We start from the raw sequence: 15,307 nt of genomic DNA, 5'->3' as shown, positions 1-15,307 counted from the left end.
TGTCCCCGGGTTCAATCCCAGAGGTGGGCAACCCACCCCACCCCGTCCCGCGGGCCCCATCCATTTCGTGACGCGGGATGTCTATCTTCCCTCCACTCCAGCCACGTCCCGGGAGCAGGGGTACGGTGACATTCACTCTTCCCACAGCAGGCGGCCTGCCTTGTCCGACCGGTGCCTCCGGGGCGTCGCCATGAACCCCTTTGCCTCCACGACGGACTCGCTCGCGGACCTGGTGGAGGCGCGGCGCGAGGACATCCTCCGGCGCTGGAGCGCACGGCTGGGGTCTCATCCCCCGGGCAGACCCTCGGAGCTCCAGGACCGGCTGGAGGGGATGATCAAGCTGGTGGACGCGCTGGTGCTCGTCCTCCGCGAGGGCGCCGTGGAGACGTGGTCCACGGGGGCGGTCTGGGCCCATGCCCGGGAACTCGGGCTGCGGCGTTTCCAGGCCGGCGCTCGCGTGGAGACGCTGGTGGAGGAGTACGGCCTCTTGCGCGAGGCCATCCTCGAGGTGCTGGATGTGTCCCACCGGCCGCTCGGCACGGACGAGCTGCGCACGCTGTGGCGCGCGCTGGACCGGAGCCTGACGGAAGCCGTGGCCCACTACGTCCATGAGCACGAACAGGCGCTGAACTCCCGCGAACGGCGGCTGCAGGAGATCCTCGACCACGCCCCGGCCGCCATCTACGCGAAGGACGCCAGCGGGCGGTACCTCTTCATCAACCGCCCCTTCGAGACCATCTCTGGCCACGAGCGCGAGTCGGTGCTGGGGCGCTCGGACCTGGACCTCTTCCCCCGGGAGACGGCGGAGCGCTTCCGCTACAACGACCGCCGGGTGCTGGCGGCGAAGACGCCACTCGTCTTCGACGAGGAGGTGCTCCAACCCGACGGGCCGCACCTCTACCACACGATGAAGTTCCCCCTGCCCGGCGTCGTGCAGGGCGAGTCGTGGGCCCTGTGTGGCGTGTCCACGGACATCACCTCCACGCGCACGCTGCGCCAGGAGCGCGACGAGGCCCGCGAGCAGCTCCACCGCGTGCTCACGCAGCTGCCCGTCGTGTTGTGGGCCTTCGACGCGCAGGGCGTGTTCACCCTCTTCGAGGGCGAGGGCGTGACGTCCACGTCCGTGCCCTCCCGGGTGATGCACGGGCGCTCCGTCTTCGACGTGTTCCGGGACCGGCGGGATGTGCTGGAGGTCATCCTGCGCGCGCTGGCCGGGGAGCGGCTGTCCACGGAGCTGTACCTGATGGGCGTCTGGTTCGAGGTCCGCCTCCTGCCGGTGTTCGACGTGGGCGGGCGCGTGGTGAGCGTGTCGGGCGTGTCGCTGGACATCACCGAGCGGCGCCGGGCGGAGCAGGAGCTGCGTGCGTCGGAGACGCGCTACCGGCTGGCCACCCTGGCCACCCGCGACATCATCTGGGACTGGGACCTGGTGACGGATGAAATCCACTGGAGCGAATCGGCGCCCCGCGTCCTCCGGCTGGACACGTCCCGGGGGCCGCCCGTCATGGACACGGCGTGGTGGACGGCCAGCCTGCACCCCGACGAGCGCGAGCGGGTGACGCGGGAGCTGCGGGCGGCGCTCGACAGCCACGAGGGCCACTGGGTGGCCGAGTACCGGATGCGCCGGGGCGATGGGACGTGGGCCTTCGTCGAGGACCGGGGCCGCGTGGTGAAGGACCTCCAGGGCCGCCCGGTGCGCATGGTGGGCGCCATGCAGGACGTCACCGGCAGGCATGAGGCGGAAGCCGACGCGAAGCGCCGCGCGGAGTTCGAACAGCTGCTCATCGGCATCGTCGGCCACGACCTGCGCAACCCCATCTCCGCCATCACCATGGCCGCCACGACGCTGGCCCGGCGCGAGGACCCCGACCCGCGCGACCAGAAGGCCGTGGCCCGCATCCTCTCCAGCGCCGATCGCGCGCACCGCATGCTGCGCGACGTGCTGGACTTCACCCAGGCCCGGCTGGGCGGCGGCATCCCCATGGACCCGCGCGAGGTGGACCTCCTGGACCTGGTGCGCCAGGTGGTGGACGAGGTGCAGCAGGCCCACCCGGACCGGCGCCTGGAGGTGGCCGGGCGGGGAGGCGCCCGGCTGTGGTGCGACCCGGACCGGCTGGCGCAGGTCATCACCAACCTGGTGAACAACGCGCTCGCCTATGGAGATGCCCACTGCCCGGTGCGCGTGTGGCTGCGCGGCCAGCCGGGGGCGGTGACGCTCGCGGTGAAGAACCAGGGGCGCCCCATTCCCCAGCACCTGATGCCGCACCTGTTCGAACCCCTCAAGCGCGCGGAGGCCCAGGACGGCCACCGCAATTCCCACGGGCTGGGGCTGGGGCTGTTCATCGTGAAGCACATCGTGGATGCGCATGGCGGCCGGCTGCGCGTGCGTTCCTCCGACCGGGACGGCACCACCTTCCTCGTGCAGCTGCCTCGCCGGCCGCCCGCCCGGGACTGAAAGGGCCGCTCTTCCCGGGCGCGCTTGCCCTCCAGGGACGGCCCGGGTAGCAAAGGGGCTCCGGCGGCGGGCGGGCCCCGCCTTCCGGAAGGAGAGCGGAGCGGCGCCATGAACAAGAAGTGGATCCTCGGGCTGGGGTTGGGTGTCGGCGGGTTGCTCCTCGTGGGTGGAGGCCTGGTCGCGACGGGCTACTGGGCGGACCGCCAGATGGACGGCGCCGGCGTGGCCACGCTGATGAAGTCCCAGGAGCGCGCCCTGAAGACCGCGGAGCTCAACGCTCGCTTCCCCTTCCAGCCGCCTGACGCGGGCAAGGTGCTGAAGCTGGACGAGGCGCGGCTGGAGTCCTACCTCGCGGTGCGGGAGGCGACCCTGCCCGCCTACGACGTGCTCCAGAAGGAGTCCCTGGAGTACGTCGAGAAGTACGGCAAGGAGCTCACCGGCGGAACCCGCAGCGCGAAGCTCCGGGCCGCGGGCGCCTCCATGCGCATGCTGGGCAAGGCCCAGGCCTCCTTCCTGCTGAACCTGGAGGCGCGAGGCATGTCGCCCCAGGAGTTCGGCCGCCTCTCCGCCATCGTGTATCCGGAGCCCGTGGCCGCGCCGGACGCGGGCGTGTCGACGGTGTCCCAGCCGTCCGACCCCGCGAACATCGCGCTCCTGGAGGAGCAGCTCGCCGCGATTGCGCCGCAGCTGGAGGACCCGAAGCTCAGCGAGGCGGAGCGGCTGCAACTGGAGCAGCGCCGCGCCGGGCTGCGCAAGTACATCACCCAGTTGGAGGCCGCCTCGGGCAAGGACGTGAAGGACGCCAACGCCTCCCTCCTGAAGAAGCATGCGGCGCGCATCACGAAGGCGGCGAACCCCACGTTCGACCAGCTCCTGTCGAAGCCCCTGATGGTCGGCGGCACCGCGGGCCTGCCCACGCCCTGAGCGTCAGGCCTCCACCTGGCGCACGGACCGGCGGTGCGCCAGGCTCGCGCCCACCGCCCCGCCAATCACCGTCACGATGATGGCCACCGACAGGAGCGGCGGGATGTGCACCCACGTCTCCACGACCATCTTCACGCCCGCGAACGCCAGCACCCCCGCCAGCCCGTAGTGCAGGTACTTCAGCTGCCCCACGGCCCCGGCGATGACGAGGTAGAGCGCGCGCAGCCCCAGGATGGCGAAGGCGTTGGAGCTGTAGAGGATGAACGTGTCGGTGGTGACGGAGAACGCCGCCGGCACCGAGTCCACCGCGAACAGGATGTCCGTCACCTCCAGGCCCACGAGCGCCAGCAGCAGCGGCGTGGCCAGCCTGCGGCCCTGGTGCTTCACCAGGAAGTGCGGCCCCTCCACCTGGTCCGTCACCGGCAGCTTCCTGGCCAGCCAGCCCACGACGCGGTTGTCCTCCTGCTTCGACGGGTCCTCGCGGAAGACGCGCCACGCGGTGATGAGCAGGATGGCGCCGAAGACGTACGACACCCAGCCCCAGCGCTGCAGCGCCGCCGCCCCCACGAAGATGAACAGGGCCCGGAACACCAGCGCGCCGAAGATGCCCAGGAAGAGCACCTCGTGCTGGTAGCGCTGGGGCACGCTCAGGCTGCGGAAGATGACGAGGAAGACGAAGACGTTGTCCAGGCTCAGGCTCTTCTCGATGAGCCACGCCGCCAGGTACTCGTGGCCGCGCTCACTGCCCAACGTCACCCACACGAAGCCGCAGAAGCCCAGGCCCAGCCCCACCCACGCCAGGCTCCACAGCACCGCCGCGCGCCGCGACTGGCCCCGCCCTCCCCGGTGCGCCAGCAGGTCCACCACCAGCAGCGCCAGGAGCAGCGCCCAGAAGACGATCCAGGCCCAGGAAGGGGTGCTTTGCATGACCCCACCAACCTAGGCATCCCCCCGGCTTCCGACCGAGAGAAGGGTTCTCGCGGAGTCAAATCCTACCCATATCCGTCGTGATGACACCGCTTGTCGGGGGGACGTGATGGGCGAGGGCGAGCGTTGTCCTCTTCCCCACTCAGGATGTGATACTTCCCAGGAAGCCCAGGAACATCATGATTCTCAACACTCCAAAGGCGGTGCGATGAACACGGTCATCTTCGCTTGTACGCACAACGCGGGTCGTTCGCAGATCGCGGCGGCCTTCTTCAACCTGCTGGCGGACCCGGCGAAGGCGCGCGCGATTTCAGCGGGAACGCAGCCGGCCGAGCGTCTGCATCCCGAGGTGCTCGCGACCATGAAGGAGATGGGCGTGGACCTGGGCGACGCGAAGCCGCAGCGCCTGACTCCGGAGCTGGCGAACAGCGCGCAGATCCTGGTGACGCTGGGCGGGCTGCCGGACGCGCCGTCGGTGACGGACCAGAAGCGCGAGGACTGGCCCATGGAGGACACGGTGGGCAAGTCCGCGACGGACGTGGAGAAGATCCGCGACACGACGGCCGCCATGGTGTCGGACTTCGTGAACCGCCACGGCTGGGAGCGCCCGGCGTAGTCGGGTGCGGCAGGCAGGGCCCTTCTGACGCGTGACCGTGGGTGTCCGGGCCCGAATGCCGGGCGGACGGACTCACGAGGGAGGGAGGCGAAGGCCGCGACGTCCAGCGTCGCGGCGGGGGGGCTTCCCGGGCCTTGGCGCCGGTGGGGGCCGGGTGGCTTGAAAAGGGGTAGGGGCTTGCCGCACGCTGTGTCCCTTCGCGGACACGCGGTTCGCGCAGCTCACCTTCAGGTTCGCAGGCTCCACCATGCTCTCCGTCCTTCTCGCCGGGCTGCTCACGCAGACGGCGCCGTCGGTCTCCGCCCGCCAACAGGGCGTGCCCATTGGCCGGGGCGACACGGTTCCCAAGGTGGTGTTGAGCGCGCCGTCCGGCGGGTGGACGGTGGACCGGATGCTGAAGATTGAAGGCACGGTGAGCGACCCCTCGGTGGATCCGGTGGTCGTGTCCATCAACGGCGACCGCTACCTGATGCGCACGCAAGGCGGGCGCTTCAGCCGCAAGTTCCCCGCGGCCAGCGGCAAGAACGTGGTGACGGTGATGGCCACCAACAAGGGTGGCACGGCGCGCGCGCAGGCGACGAGCTACGCGCAGGTTCCCTCGGTGCCGCTCAAGGCCATCCTCACGAGCGACACGGACGGCGTCTACACGGACCTGCACATCTACGAGCCCACGGACGCGAGCAGCGCGGGCGACACGCTGGACGTGACGTCCATGGCGCACGTGTACTGGGCGAACACGGAGAGCCCGTCCGGCGGCACGTTCTTCCTCAACGAGCAGGGCGGCGACTTCGACCAGCCGGCGTACGGCCCGTACCTCTACATCCACCGCGCGCCGCCGACGGGCGTGTACCTGGTGGCGACGAACTACTGGCCCAGCGGCGACAAGGCGCACACGGTGGCCACGCTCAACCTGGCGCTCTTCGAGGGCACGCCGGGCGAGGTCCGCCGCCGCGTGCGCATCCCGCTGGCGACGCCTGGCACGACGCGCGTGCTCGCGTGGGTGAACGTCCTGGGGGACGGGCAGGCGGAGGTGTACGTGCCGTCCGCAGATCCGAAGCCCAAGGGGAACGGCTGGCCCACCAATCTGGAGGAGGCGGTCAAGGAGCTCCAGAAGAGTGGTGACGGCGGTGGCGGCGAAGGGGACGAAGGCTACTGAAGCGACCGGCGCTCCCGGCTCGGCCCCGCCATGCGCGTCCTGATGCTCACGTTGTTGTTGAACGCCGCTCCCGCTTCTTCCGGGACGGCCCCCGCGAGTGAAGGCGCGGTCATCACGTCGGAGCCCGTGGCTCAGGAGACTCGCGCGCGGCTGCTCCGCCGGGAGGTCGCGCAGGTGGCGCTCGCGCAGGTGAAGGCTCCGGACGCCGCGTGGCAGCCGGCGCAGCGCGACTGCGCGGGCCTCATCCGCTACGCGTACCGCACGGCGTACCGGCGCGTGGCTTCTGAGCGCCTCGCCTCTCCGCTGTGGAAGGACACGCGCGGCGGACCTTCCGACTTCGCGGACGCGGAGACGCTGATCAGCCGCAGCTTCGTTCCGCTGGGCCGGGGCGTGGACGCGCGCGAGCAGCTTCGCACCGGGGACGTGGTGGCCTTCCGCCAGGAGCACGACGCGGGCCCCGTCTTCCACCTGATGCTCGTGGTGCGCCCGGAGGACCGGGCCCATGCACCCGCGCGCGTCGTCTACCACCCCGGTGAGGCTGGAGCGCGCGTGCGCACCGGCATCCTGGACTCACTCGCCACCGAGGCGCCGCTGGAGTGGCGCCCCGTGCCGGCCAACGCTTCCTTCCTCGGCTTCTTCCGCTTCAAGGAGTGGATGTCATGACGTCTCCCGTGAGCCCGCCGCCCCCCGCTGGAGGCGGAGGCAAGGGCCCCTCGTCCGCCGTGCGCATCGCGCTCATCGGCGCCATTGTCGTGGGCGTGGGCGTGGGGGCCTTCGTCATCGGCCGCAAGAGCAGCGGCGGTGGCGGCGGCTCCGGCCCCGCCTTCTCCTCCGGTGAGCCCAAGGGTCCGCCGTCCGCGGGCGCCACCGTGGAGGGCATGCCGGAGGCGTCCTCCACGAAGATGGAGGTGCCCGGCGCCGCGGCGCTCCCCGCCATCTGGGTGGACGTGCACTCGCCCGCGAAGGTGCGCGACGCGCTGGCTCGCAACGCGTGGCTGAAGGCGCAGTGGGAGAAGCCGCTGGGCCAGGGCTTCGCGAGCGGCTGGGCCGCGTTCCTGGGCTCCACCGGCACCGACCTCAATGCGTCCTTCAAGGGCGCGGTGCTGGACGTCGTCGTCGGGCAGCTGCTCGACACGCCGTTCCGCACGGTGTGGTTCTCCGGCGACGCGCGCGTGGGCACGCCCGCGCTCATCGTCCCCAAGGCGAACAAGACGTCGCAGGCGGCGTGGGACGCGCTGGACTCCGTGGCGAAGCGCGGGGAGATGGTCGCGGACCGCTGCCCCTTCGGCATGGAGAAGGCCCCCGACGGCGGCTTCCACCTGTCGCGCTGGCTCGTCGCCGAGCAGACGGTGTGGGCCGCGCGCGCGAAGGACCGGCTGGTGCTGTCGCGCCACCCGGTGGTGGTGCTCCAGGCGCTCTGCCTGTCGCTGCCGGAGCTGGAGGCGGAGCGCGACGTGGACGTGGAGGTGGGCTTCAATGCGGACGCCTACGGCCGCGAGGCGCAGCTCTTCACCCACGTGCTGGGCCTGGGCGAGGACACGCGGCTGCAGCTGCGCGTGGACGGCGACCGGCTGGTGGCGAAGGGCATCGCCGGGAAGCTCAGCCCGGACGGGCACACCTATGATGGCAAACCCCTCTCCGACGACCTGCTCAAGCTGGTGCCGGAGGACACGCCGGTGCTGCTCGCGTTCCAGCTCACGCTGCCGGAGTCGCTGGAGCCCGCGCAGCTCAAGGACTTCTGGAAGGGCGAGGGCAAGCCCCGCACGCGCACGCGCCAGGTGGCCCTGGCGTGGACGCCGCGTGGCAGCTCCTCGATGGAGCCGGAACTGGCCCTGCTGTGGGGCGATGAGAAGGACGAGGAGGGACTCGGCGCGCTGTTCTCCGGCGGCGCGCGGACGATGGTGAGCACCACGCTGTGCAAGCACGTGGTGCTGGCCACGAGCCAGCAGGAGGTGGAGCGGCTCCAGAAGGCGTGCGAAGGCCGCGCGCCCAACATGCTCAACGCAGCGGGCCCCGTGGTGGCGGGGCTGCGCGCGCCCTCCACGGTGGTGCTGGGCGTCAACATGGGACGGCTGTTCAGCGGGCTCGCCATGGACGGCTACACGTCCGAAGCGCGCGTGGACCGCTCGTCGCCCCTGCCCAAGGCGCTGCCCCCTGAAATCGAAGCGGCCCGCCGCGACCTGGAGGCCCTGCCGTACCTGGGCTTCCGCGGCAACGTGCAGGGCTACGTCATGCTGTCGGAAGGGTTCGGGACATGAAGACCTTCGTGCGTTTCGCGGCATTGGCCGCGCTCCTGTTGTCCGGCGTGGCGCTGGCCAAGCCGCTCTACATCACCGTCCCCCGCTCCTACGGCAGCAGTGAGCCGGTGGCGGTGGACGTCGCCTTCGAGGACAAGGGCCCCGTCGAGCTGCGCGTGCTCCAGCCCGCGAACCTGGACGCGTTCATCCGCGCGCAGGGCGACCTGCGGCGCGCGTACGAGACGCCGCCCACGTTGCTCAACCCGGGCCGTGGCCTGAGCCGCGGCCTCAACGCGGTGCGCTCGCCGGGCATCGTGCTGATGGAGGCGCTGTCGCCCGACTTCCGCCAGGAGGTGGGGACGTCGCTGCCGCCGCCGCCGGGAGAGTCCTCGTCCAGCGAGCCGCTGGCGAAGGTGGCCGAGGGGCCGGAGAAGCTGGTGGGCACGCCGCCGGGCTTCTCCGTGGTGCGCAGCCAGTGGCTCAACCTGGACCTGGGCGGCGAGAACCGGGACTTCAACGTGCCGGGCTTCGACACGGGTGACCGAAGCAGCGGCTTCCAGGAGCGCCGCGTGCTGCTCGCGCCGCTGCCCGCGGGCACCTATGTGCTCCAGCTGGTGCAGGGCCGGGTGGAGGGGCAGGTGGTGCTCGTCGTCAGCGACGTCACCGTGCAGCTCAAGCAGACCGACGGCCAGGTGCTGGTGCGTGTGGCGGGACGGGATCAGCAGCCGCGCGCGAAGGCGCAGGTGCAGGTGTACCTGCCCACGGGCAAGGGCCCCGCGGGCACCACGGACGACAAGGGCGAGGTGACGCTGGCGGTGACGGAGCCGCGCATCATCGCGACGGTGACGTCCGGGAAGGACACGGCCATCGTGGACACGGACTTCTACTCCACGCTGGCGGTGGCGCCGGACGTGTTCATCTACAGCGACCGGCCCGTCTACAAGCCGGGCAACGAGGTGAAGTTCCGCGGGCTCGTCCGTCAGCCGGACACGTTCCTCGCGCGGCTCTTCACGCCGAAGAAGCGCGACGTGCGCGTGAAGCTGATGTCGCAGGAGGGCCGTGAAATCATCACTCGCGCGGCGGTGGATGAGTTCGGCGCGTTCAACGGCACGCTGAAGGTGCCGGCCGACCTGGGCACGGGCGTGCTGCGCATCGAGGCGGACCTGGACGAGCACCCCCACCAGGGCGAGGCGCGCGTGCAGGACTACGTGAAGCCCACGTTCTACCTGGAGGTGCAGCCCGCGTCGGAGACGGTGGTGCCCGGCCAGACGGTGAGCGTGACGGTGCGCGCGCGCCGCTACGCGGGCGGCGTTCCCAAGGGCGCGAAGTACGAGGTGTTCCTCTACCGCAGCCTGCTGGACGCGCCCGCGTGGGTGGACGACTCCGGCCGCGGCGGCCAGGGCAGCGCGGTGACGTACGGCTCGGCCTCCAGCAGCGAGGGCAAGCTGAGCGTGCCGGAGCGGCTGTACTCGTCCATCGCGGAGCGCCAGGCCGCGGGCGACCCGTGGTCCTCCGCGAGCGAGTTCGACGCGGAGGGCGAGGCCCAGGTGGAGGTCGCCGTACCCCCGCTCGGCGCGGGCGAGGACCGGCTGCCGTACCGCTACAGCCTCACCGTGCGCGCGCGGGATGATCAGGAGACGTTCGCCACCGGCACCGCCGCCTTCTTCCTGTCGAAGGTGGAGGTGCTGGGCGTGGCGCGGTTCTCGGACGCGGTGGTGCAGAAGGGCTCGGACGCGCAGCTGTCCGTGCGCGCCACCACGCTGTCCGGCAAGGGCTACGGCGTCACCACGGGCGAGGTGGACTTCGTGCTGGTCCGCGCGGACGGCAGCGAGAAGACGCTGGGCACGCAGACCTTCACCACGCAGCAGGACGGCACGTCGCGCCAGAAGGTGCCCACCACGGACGTGGGCCGGGTGCTTGCTCGCGTGACGGTGAAGGACAAGAAGGGCGAGGAGTGGACGGGCGAGGAGTCGCTGCTCGTCATCGGCGGCGCGGACGAGCCCGTGGCGCAGGTGCCCAACCTCACGCTCGCGTCGCTGTCCGGCACGCTGGAGCCGGGGGACAGCGCGAAGCTGGTGGCGCTCATGCCGGACGGCTGGGGCCAGGACGGCAAGGACGTGGGGCCCGTGTGGGTGACGCTGACGGGCGCGAACCTGTACGGCACCGCGGTGGTGCGGTTGAAGGGCCGCACGCTGGTGCACTCCTTCCCGGTGGAGAAGCGCTTCGGCAGCGCGGTGTACGCGTCCGTGGCGTACCCCACGGCGACGGGCCGCTGGGAGGAGCGCACGGTGGCGTTCCGCGTGGTGCCCAAGGAGCGCACGCTCACGGTGGCGCTGCAGCCTCGCCGCGCGGAGGCGCTGCCGCTCACGGAGCAGGCCATCGACGTGCGCGTCACCGATAGCGACGGCAACGGCGTGTCCGCGCAGCTGTCCGTGGGCGTGGTGGACAAGGCCGTCTACGCCATCCAGTCCGAGTTCCGCCCTGGCGTGCTGGACTTCTTCTATCCGCCGGCGCGCGACAACGTGACGAACTTCTACTCGGCGGAGTTCCAGGGCTACGGCTACGGCGAGCAGCTGGCGCGCAAGATGGCGGGGCTGCCCGACCACGCGTTCGCGTCCATCAAGCCGCCCACCCGCAGCGCGAAGGACCTGGAGAAGGACACGGCGCACTGGGACCCCGCGGTGGTGACGGACCGGGACGGGCGCGCGACGGTGCGCTTCACGCTGCCCTCCAACCAGACGCTGTGGGTGGTGACGGCGGTGGCGGCGGACACGTCCGGCCGCTTCGGTGAAGGCACGGCGGAGTTCGCCACGCGCGGCGGGCTGAACGTCTACGCGGCGCTGCCGCAGTTCCTGCGCGAGGGCGACGAGGCGCTCGCGTCCGTGCGGCTGGCCGCGGGGACGAAGTCCAAGGGCAGCCAGGTGCTGGACGTGCGGTTGCAGCCGGGCGGCGCGCTCCAGGCGGACGCGCTCCAGCGCAAGGTGGAGCTGGGCGAGGGCGGCGAGCAGGTGGTTCCGGTGACGCTGCACGCGTCGAAGACGGGCCCCGCGGAGCTCTCCGTGGACGTGGTGGGCGGCAAGGATCCTCTGCGCGACCTGAAGCGCTTCGACGTGGCCCCGGCCGCCGTGGAGGACGCGGTGCAGGTGAGCGCGTGGGGCGGCGGCGCGCTGGCGCTGGAGGCCCCGGAGGCGTCCGCGTTGACGCGCGTGGAGCTGGTGCTCCAGCCGTCCACGGTGGACGCGGTGCTCTCCAACGTGCGCGAGCTGCTCACGTATCCGTACGGGTGCCTGGAGCAGCTGGTCTCCACGACGGTGCCCAACGTGGCGGTGTACCAGGTGCTCCAGAAGGCGGGCGCGCTGGACAAGCTCGACACGGACTCGCAGGCGCTGCTGGCGGAGGCGCGCAGCCGCTCCGTGCAGGGCACGGCCCGCATCCTGGGGCTGGCGGTGAAGGGCGGTGGCTTCACCTGGTTCGGCGGCTACAGCGAGCCCAGCCTGCCGCTCACGCTCATCGCGCTGGACGGCCTGGCGTACGCGTCCGAAGCGGGGCTGGTGGACCGCGACGACGCGCGCATCCAGGAGAGCGCGAAGTGGCTGGAGGCGCAGGAGGGCCTGTCGACGGAGTACGACGCGACGCGCGCCTACGTGCTCGCGCGCCTGCAGGGTCCGCGTCAGGCGGCTCGGGTGCGCGCGCTGGTGGAGGCCGCGAAGCCGGGGGATTTGTACCCGTTGGCGCTCGCGGTGCTGGCCGCGGAGAAGGCGGGCGTGATGAAGGAGCCCGGCCTCCAGGGGCGCATCCAGGGGCTGGTGAAGGAGAGCGGCGAGGGCTTCGCGAAGCTCGCGGGGCTCCGGAGCGACGCGGAGATGTCCGAGGCGTTCTACCGCTTCCCGCTGCGGCGCGTGGGCCTCACCGCCATCACCGCGCACGCGGCGTCGTTCGGGTCGCTGGATGTCACGCGCGCGCGCAAGCGCATCCTGGAGATGCTGAGCGAGCCGGGCCTGTCCACCTTCGACCGGAGCACGGCGCTGTTGCACTCGCTCTGGCTGGTGGAGCGCGACGCGAAGGCGTTCAAGGGCATGGCGCCGCCGGAGGTGAAGGGCGCTTCGGCGCCGGTGAAGTTCTCGGCGCGCGGCATGGGCCTGGTGGCCACGCTGCCGGCGGGGACTCGCACGGTGGACGTGGGTGGCTTCGACGGCGTGGCCACGCTGCGCGCCGCCGCGATGACGCCGCTCAAGGACGTGCAGCCGCGCGTGAACGGGATGTCCGTGGTGCGCGCGTACTACGTGCTGCGCGAGGGCGGGAAGGTGAAGCTGGACGCGGGCGTGCAGGTGACGCAGGGCGAAGAGGTCTACGTGGAGCTGACGCTGGACGCGCGCGGGGAGAACCGGGCGCGCTCGGCGTACTACGTGGTGGAGGACGCGGTGCCGGCGGGCTTCGTTCCGCTCCAGGAGGACAAGTCCTTCCGCGGTCCGCCGCACTCGCTGCCGCTGGCTCCGGAGGCGCTCAAGCGCCGGCAGTTGGACCCCTCGCATGCGACGTTCTTCTTCGAGGAGCCGGCGTGGTGGAGCGACAGTCCGCGCACGGTGGGCTACGTGATGCGCGCGCAGTTCGCGGGCACGTTCGCGGCGCCGCCCGCGACCATCGAGGACATGTACTCGGCGCGCATCCGGGGCCGCACGGCGTCGGACGTGTTGAAGGTGGTGCCCTCGAAGACGTCCGTGAGTGACCTGTAGCCCATGGGGTGGGCCGTCGCCGTCGCCGTGCTGTTGTCGGCTTCGCCCACCTTCGTCACGCGGGGGGATGTGACGCCAGAGGCGGACCTGCGCCGTGAGGCCCAGGCCGCCTGGACGTCGCTGGAGACGCAGTACGCGGCGCAGGCGGGTGGCCTTCCCACGAGGGCCCCCGCCACCGTGACGATTCAGAAGGGCACGTCGCTGACTCCCGAGCGCAACGCGCAGGGCCGGCCCGGCGTGGTGGAGCTGCGGCAGAACACGCCCGGCGTGCTGGACGCGAAGACGCGCACGGCGCTGCGGCATGAGCTGGCGCACCAGTTGCTGTGGTGGGCCTGTCCCGCGTCCAGTGAGGACCGGCTCTTCCACGAAGCCTTCGCGCTGACGGTGAGCGGTGAGCTGCCCGCGTGGCGTGACGGTCCCTATCAATCGCTGTCGCGCGCGGCGAAGGAGGTGGCGAGCGCGCCAGCGGTGGACACGCCTCGGGCGAGGAAGGGACTCGCGCGCATCCTGGGTGAGCACACGGGGTTTCCCGCCGCGCTGACTCGCAGGCTGCGCCAGTGTCATGACGGAGCGCGATGGGCAGCGCCCCTGACGGTGGAGGAGCTGGCCGACGTGGCGCTGCTCGCGCCCGAGTCGGCCACGGTGGTGGTGAGCCGGCACTCGGGAGAGGTGTTGTTCTCGGAGGGCGACGTGCGTCGCGCGGTGCCCTATGGCTCCGCGCTCAAGCCGTTCCTGTACGCGGCGGGGACGGCTCTTGCCTCGAACGAAGATGCGCCCCCACTGCTCGCGCCGCGCCAGGGCGTGCAGGAGTGGGCTTGCGGCGCGGGCCTGCCTCCGAAGGTGGATGCGCGGCTCGCGCTCCTGCGCTCGTGCAACGGCTGGTTCCTGGACTGGGAGGCCACGGGCCTCGCGCCGAAGGCCTTTGGTGTCTGGGGCCCGGTGCTGTCCGCAGTGGGGCTCACCGGTCTGCCCTCGGACATGACGGAGGCCATCGGGCTCCGCTCCGCGCATGGGCTGTCTCCGTGGGGCATGGCGCAGGCATACCGGCTGCTCGCGGAGGCGCGGCCGGATGTGCTCGCGCTCCTCACCGGCAACGTGGACGAAGGCACGCTCAGCGGCCTCTCCACGTCGAAGGCCCTCAAGGGCGTCGCCACCAAGACGGGCACCGTGCGCGACGCCGCGAGCCGCCCGCAGTTCGGATGGATCGCCGCCGTGGACGCGGACCTCGTCGCCGTCATCGTGCGGCCCGGCAAGATGCCCCGGCACTTCGTGGATGAGCTCCCCGCGCTCCTCACCCGCGTGCGCCGCCAGGCGGGACTGGAGGCCGCGCGAGTGCAGGTGCTCGGCCTGTTGCCCTCCGCGACCGTGGAGGCCCGCTGCTCGGGCGCCGGCTTCTCGCTCGATGACGGCACCCCACGCGCCGCGCCACCGGACTTCTCGCGCCTGGACGCGCTCACCGCGAAGGGCCCCGCCGTCTGCCTGGGCAGTCCGTGGCGCGTACGCTTCCCGGATGGCCCCGATGGTGGCCGCGACTACGCGGGCGTCTTCACCTGGTCCACGCCTCCGCCGTATCGCCCGCCACCCGGCGTGCCCACCACGCCCAGCGCCCTCAAGGCCCGGCGCGGCTCCGACTTCGTCTTCCGCACCACGCGCGTGCAGTACACCGCGGGAGTCGTCGCCGCCGAGGACGTCACGCTCAAGGGCGAAGCCCGCGTCGCGCTGGCCCGCGTCGCCGCGCACAACGAGCGCCACGCCGACACCCGCCACCCCGGCCGCGCCCTCTGCGACACCACCCACTGCCAGGCCTTCCGAGGCACCGTGCGCATCCGCCCGGAAGAGACCCGCGCCCTCCAGCTCCCAGCCTTGAAGTGGGACGTCTGGCTCACGTTCTCGCAGGGCGGCGACACCCCGTGGCGCGAAGCCCGCACCCGGACCGAGGTGGAGGCCCTGCTGGGCACGAACCTCGTCTCCCTGCGCTTCGAGTCCGGCCGCGTGCGCTACCTGCGCACCGAAGGCACCCCCGCCGCGCCCTACGAGGACGCGCGCTCCCTCCCGTGCGACACGCTGCGCGCCGGCTTGAAGCTCCCGTCCTGCCCCCAGCGAGCCTCCTTCGACGGACCCCAGGTCCTCTTCGAAGGTCAGGGCCGAGGCCACGGCGAGGGCCTGGACGTGGAAGCCGCCAAGGCCAGTCCCGGCCTCTCCAGCGACGCCCTCCTGGAGCGCGCCTTTGGAGCCTGGGACACCCGGTCTCCCACCCCC

The 15,307-nt window shown here is 71.8% G+C and carries 9 protein-coding genes; 8 read left to right on the top strand and 1 reads right to left on the bottom strand.

Annotation, left to right across the window (positions count from 1 at the left end):
• Positions 1 to 190: 190 nt before the first annotated feature.
• Positions 191 to 2,455, top strand: a complete 2,265-nt coding sequence (locus tag D7X99_RS25565) for a PAS domain-containing sensor histidine kinase (RefSeq protein WP_121780083.1) — start codon at positions 191 to 193, stop codon at positions 2,453 to 2,455.
• Between the two features lie 108 nt (positions 2,456 to 2,563).
• Complete coding sequence (locus D7X99_RS25560) at positions 2,564 to 3,379, top strand: hypothetical protein (RefSeq protein ID WP_121780058.1); 816 nt, start codon at positions 2,564 to 2,566, stop codon at positions 3,377 to 3,379.
• Between the two features lie 3 nt (positions 3,380 to 3,382).
• Here the strand turns inward: D7X99_RS25560 and D7X99_RS25555 are convergent, their stop codons facing one another.
• A complete protein-coding gene (locus D7X99_RS25555; protein ID WP_121780057.1) occupies positions 3,383 to 4,306 on the bottom strand; it encodes a TerC/Alx family metal homeostasis membrane protein in 924 nt (307 codons plus the stop codon).
• 208 nt (positions 4,307 to 4,514) lie between these two features.
• On the opposite strand from D7X99_RS25555, the gene D7X99_RS25550 reads away from it, so the two are divergent.
• From D7X99_RS25550 to D7X99_RS25525, 6 genes are all read left to right on the top strand, one after another.
• Entirely contained in the window at positions 4,515 to 4,922 is a 408-nt protein-coding gene (locus D7X99_RS25550) for a low molecular weight phosphatase family protein (protein ID WP_121780056.1), read from the top strand.
• Positions 4,923 to 5,169: 247 nt separating this feature from the next.
• Positions 5,170 to 6,078 (top strand): DUF2135 domain-containing protein, encoded by a 909-nt coding sequence (locus tag D7X99_RS25545; protein ID WP_121780055.1) that lies wholly within the window; start codon positions 5,170 to 5,172, stop codon positions 6,076 to 6,078.
• Between the two features lie 30 nt (positions 6,079 to 6,108).
• The gene (locus D7X99_RS25540; protein ID WP_121780054.1) at positions 6,109 to 6,741 is read left to right on the top strand and encodes a DUF1175 family protein; all 633 of its coding nucleotides are present in this window, start codon (positions 6,109 to 6,111) and stop codon (positions 6,739 to 6,741) included.
• The gene (locus D7X99_RS25535; protein WP_121780053.1) at positions 6,738 to 8,336 is read left to right on the top strand and encodes a hypothetical protein; all 1,599 of its coding nucleotides are present in this window, start codon (positions 6,738 to 6,740) and stop codon (positions 8,334 to 8,336) included. The genes D7X99_RS25540 and D7X99_RS25535 overlap by 4 nt, the downstream gene beginning before the upstream one ends.
• Positions 8,333 to 13,048: an MG2 domain-containing protein gene (locus D7X99_RS25530; protein WP_121780052.1), complete on the top strand. Its 4,716-nt coding sequence runs from the start codon at positions 8,333 to 8,335 to the stop codon at positions 13,046 to 13,048. The genes D7X99_RS25535 and D7X99_RS25530 overlap by 4 nt, the downstream gene beginning before the upstream one ends.
• A gap of 3 nt (positions 13,049 to 13,051) precedes the next feature.
• On the top strand, positions 13,052 to 15,307 hold a 2,256-nt coding region (locus D7X99_RS25525; RefSeq protein WP_121780051.1), incomplete at its 3' end, for a hypothetical protein.

The sequence above is a fragment of the Corallococcus sp. AB032C genome (assembly GCF_003668935.1).
Taxonomy (GTDB): domain Bacteria; phylum Myxococcota; class Myxococcia; order Myxococcales; family Myxococcaceae; genus Corallococcus; species Corallococcus exiguus.
This window is presented reverse-complemented; position numbering and strand designations above follow the sequence as displayed.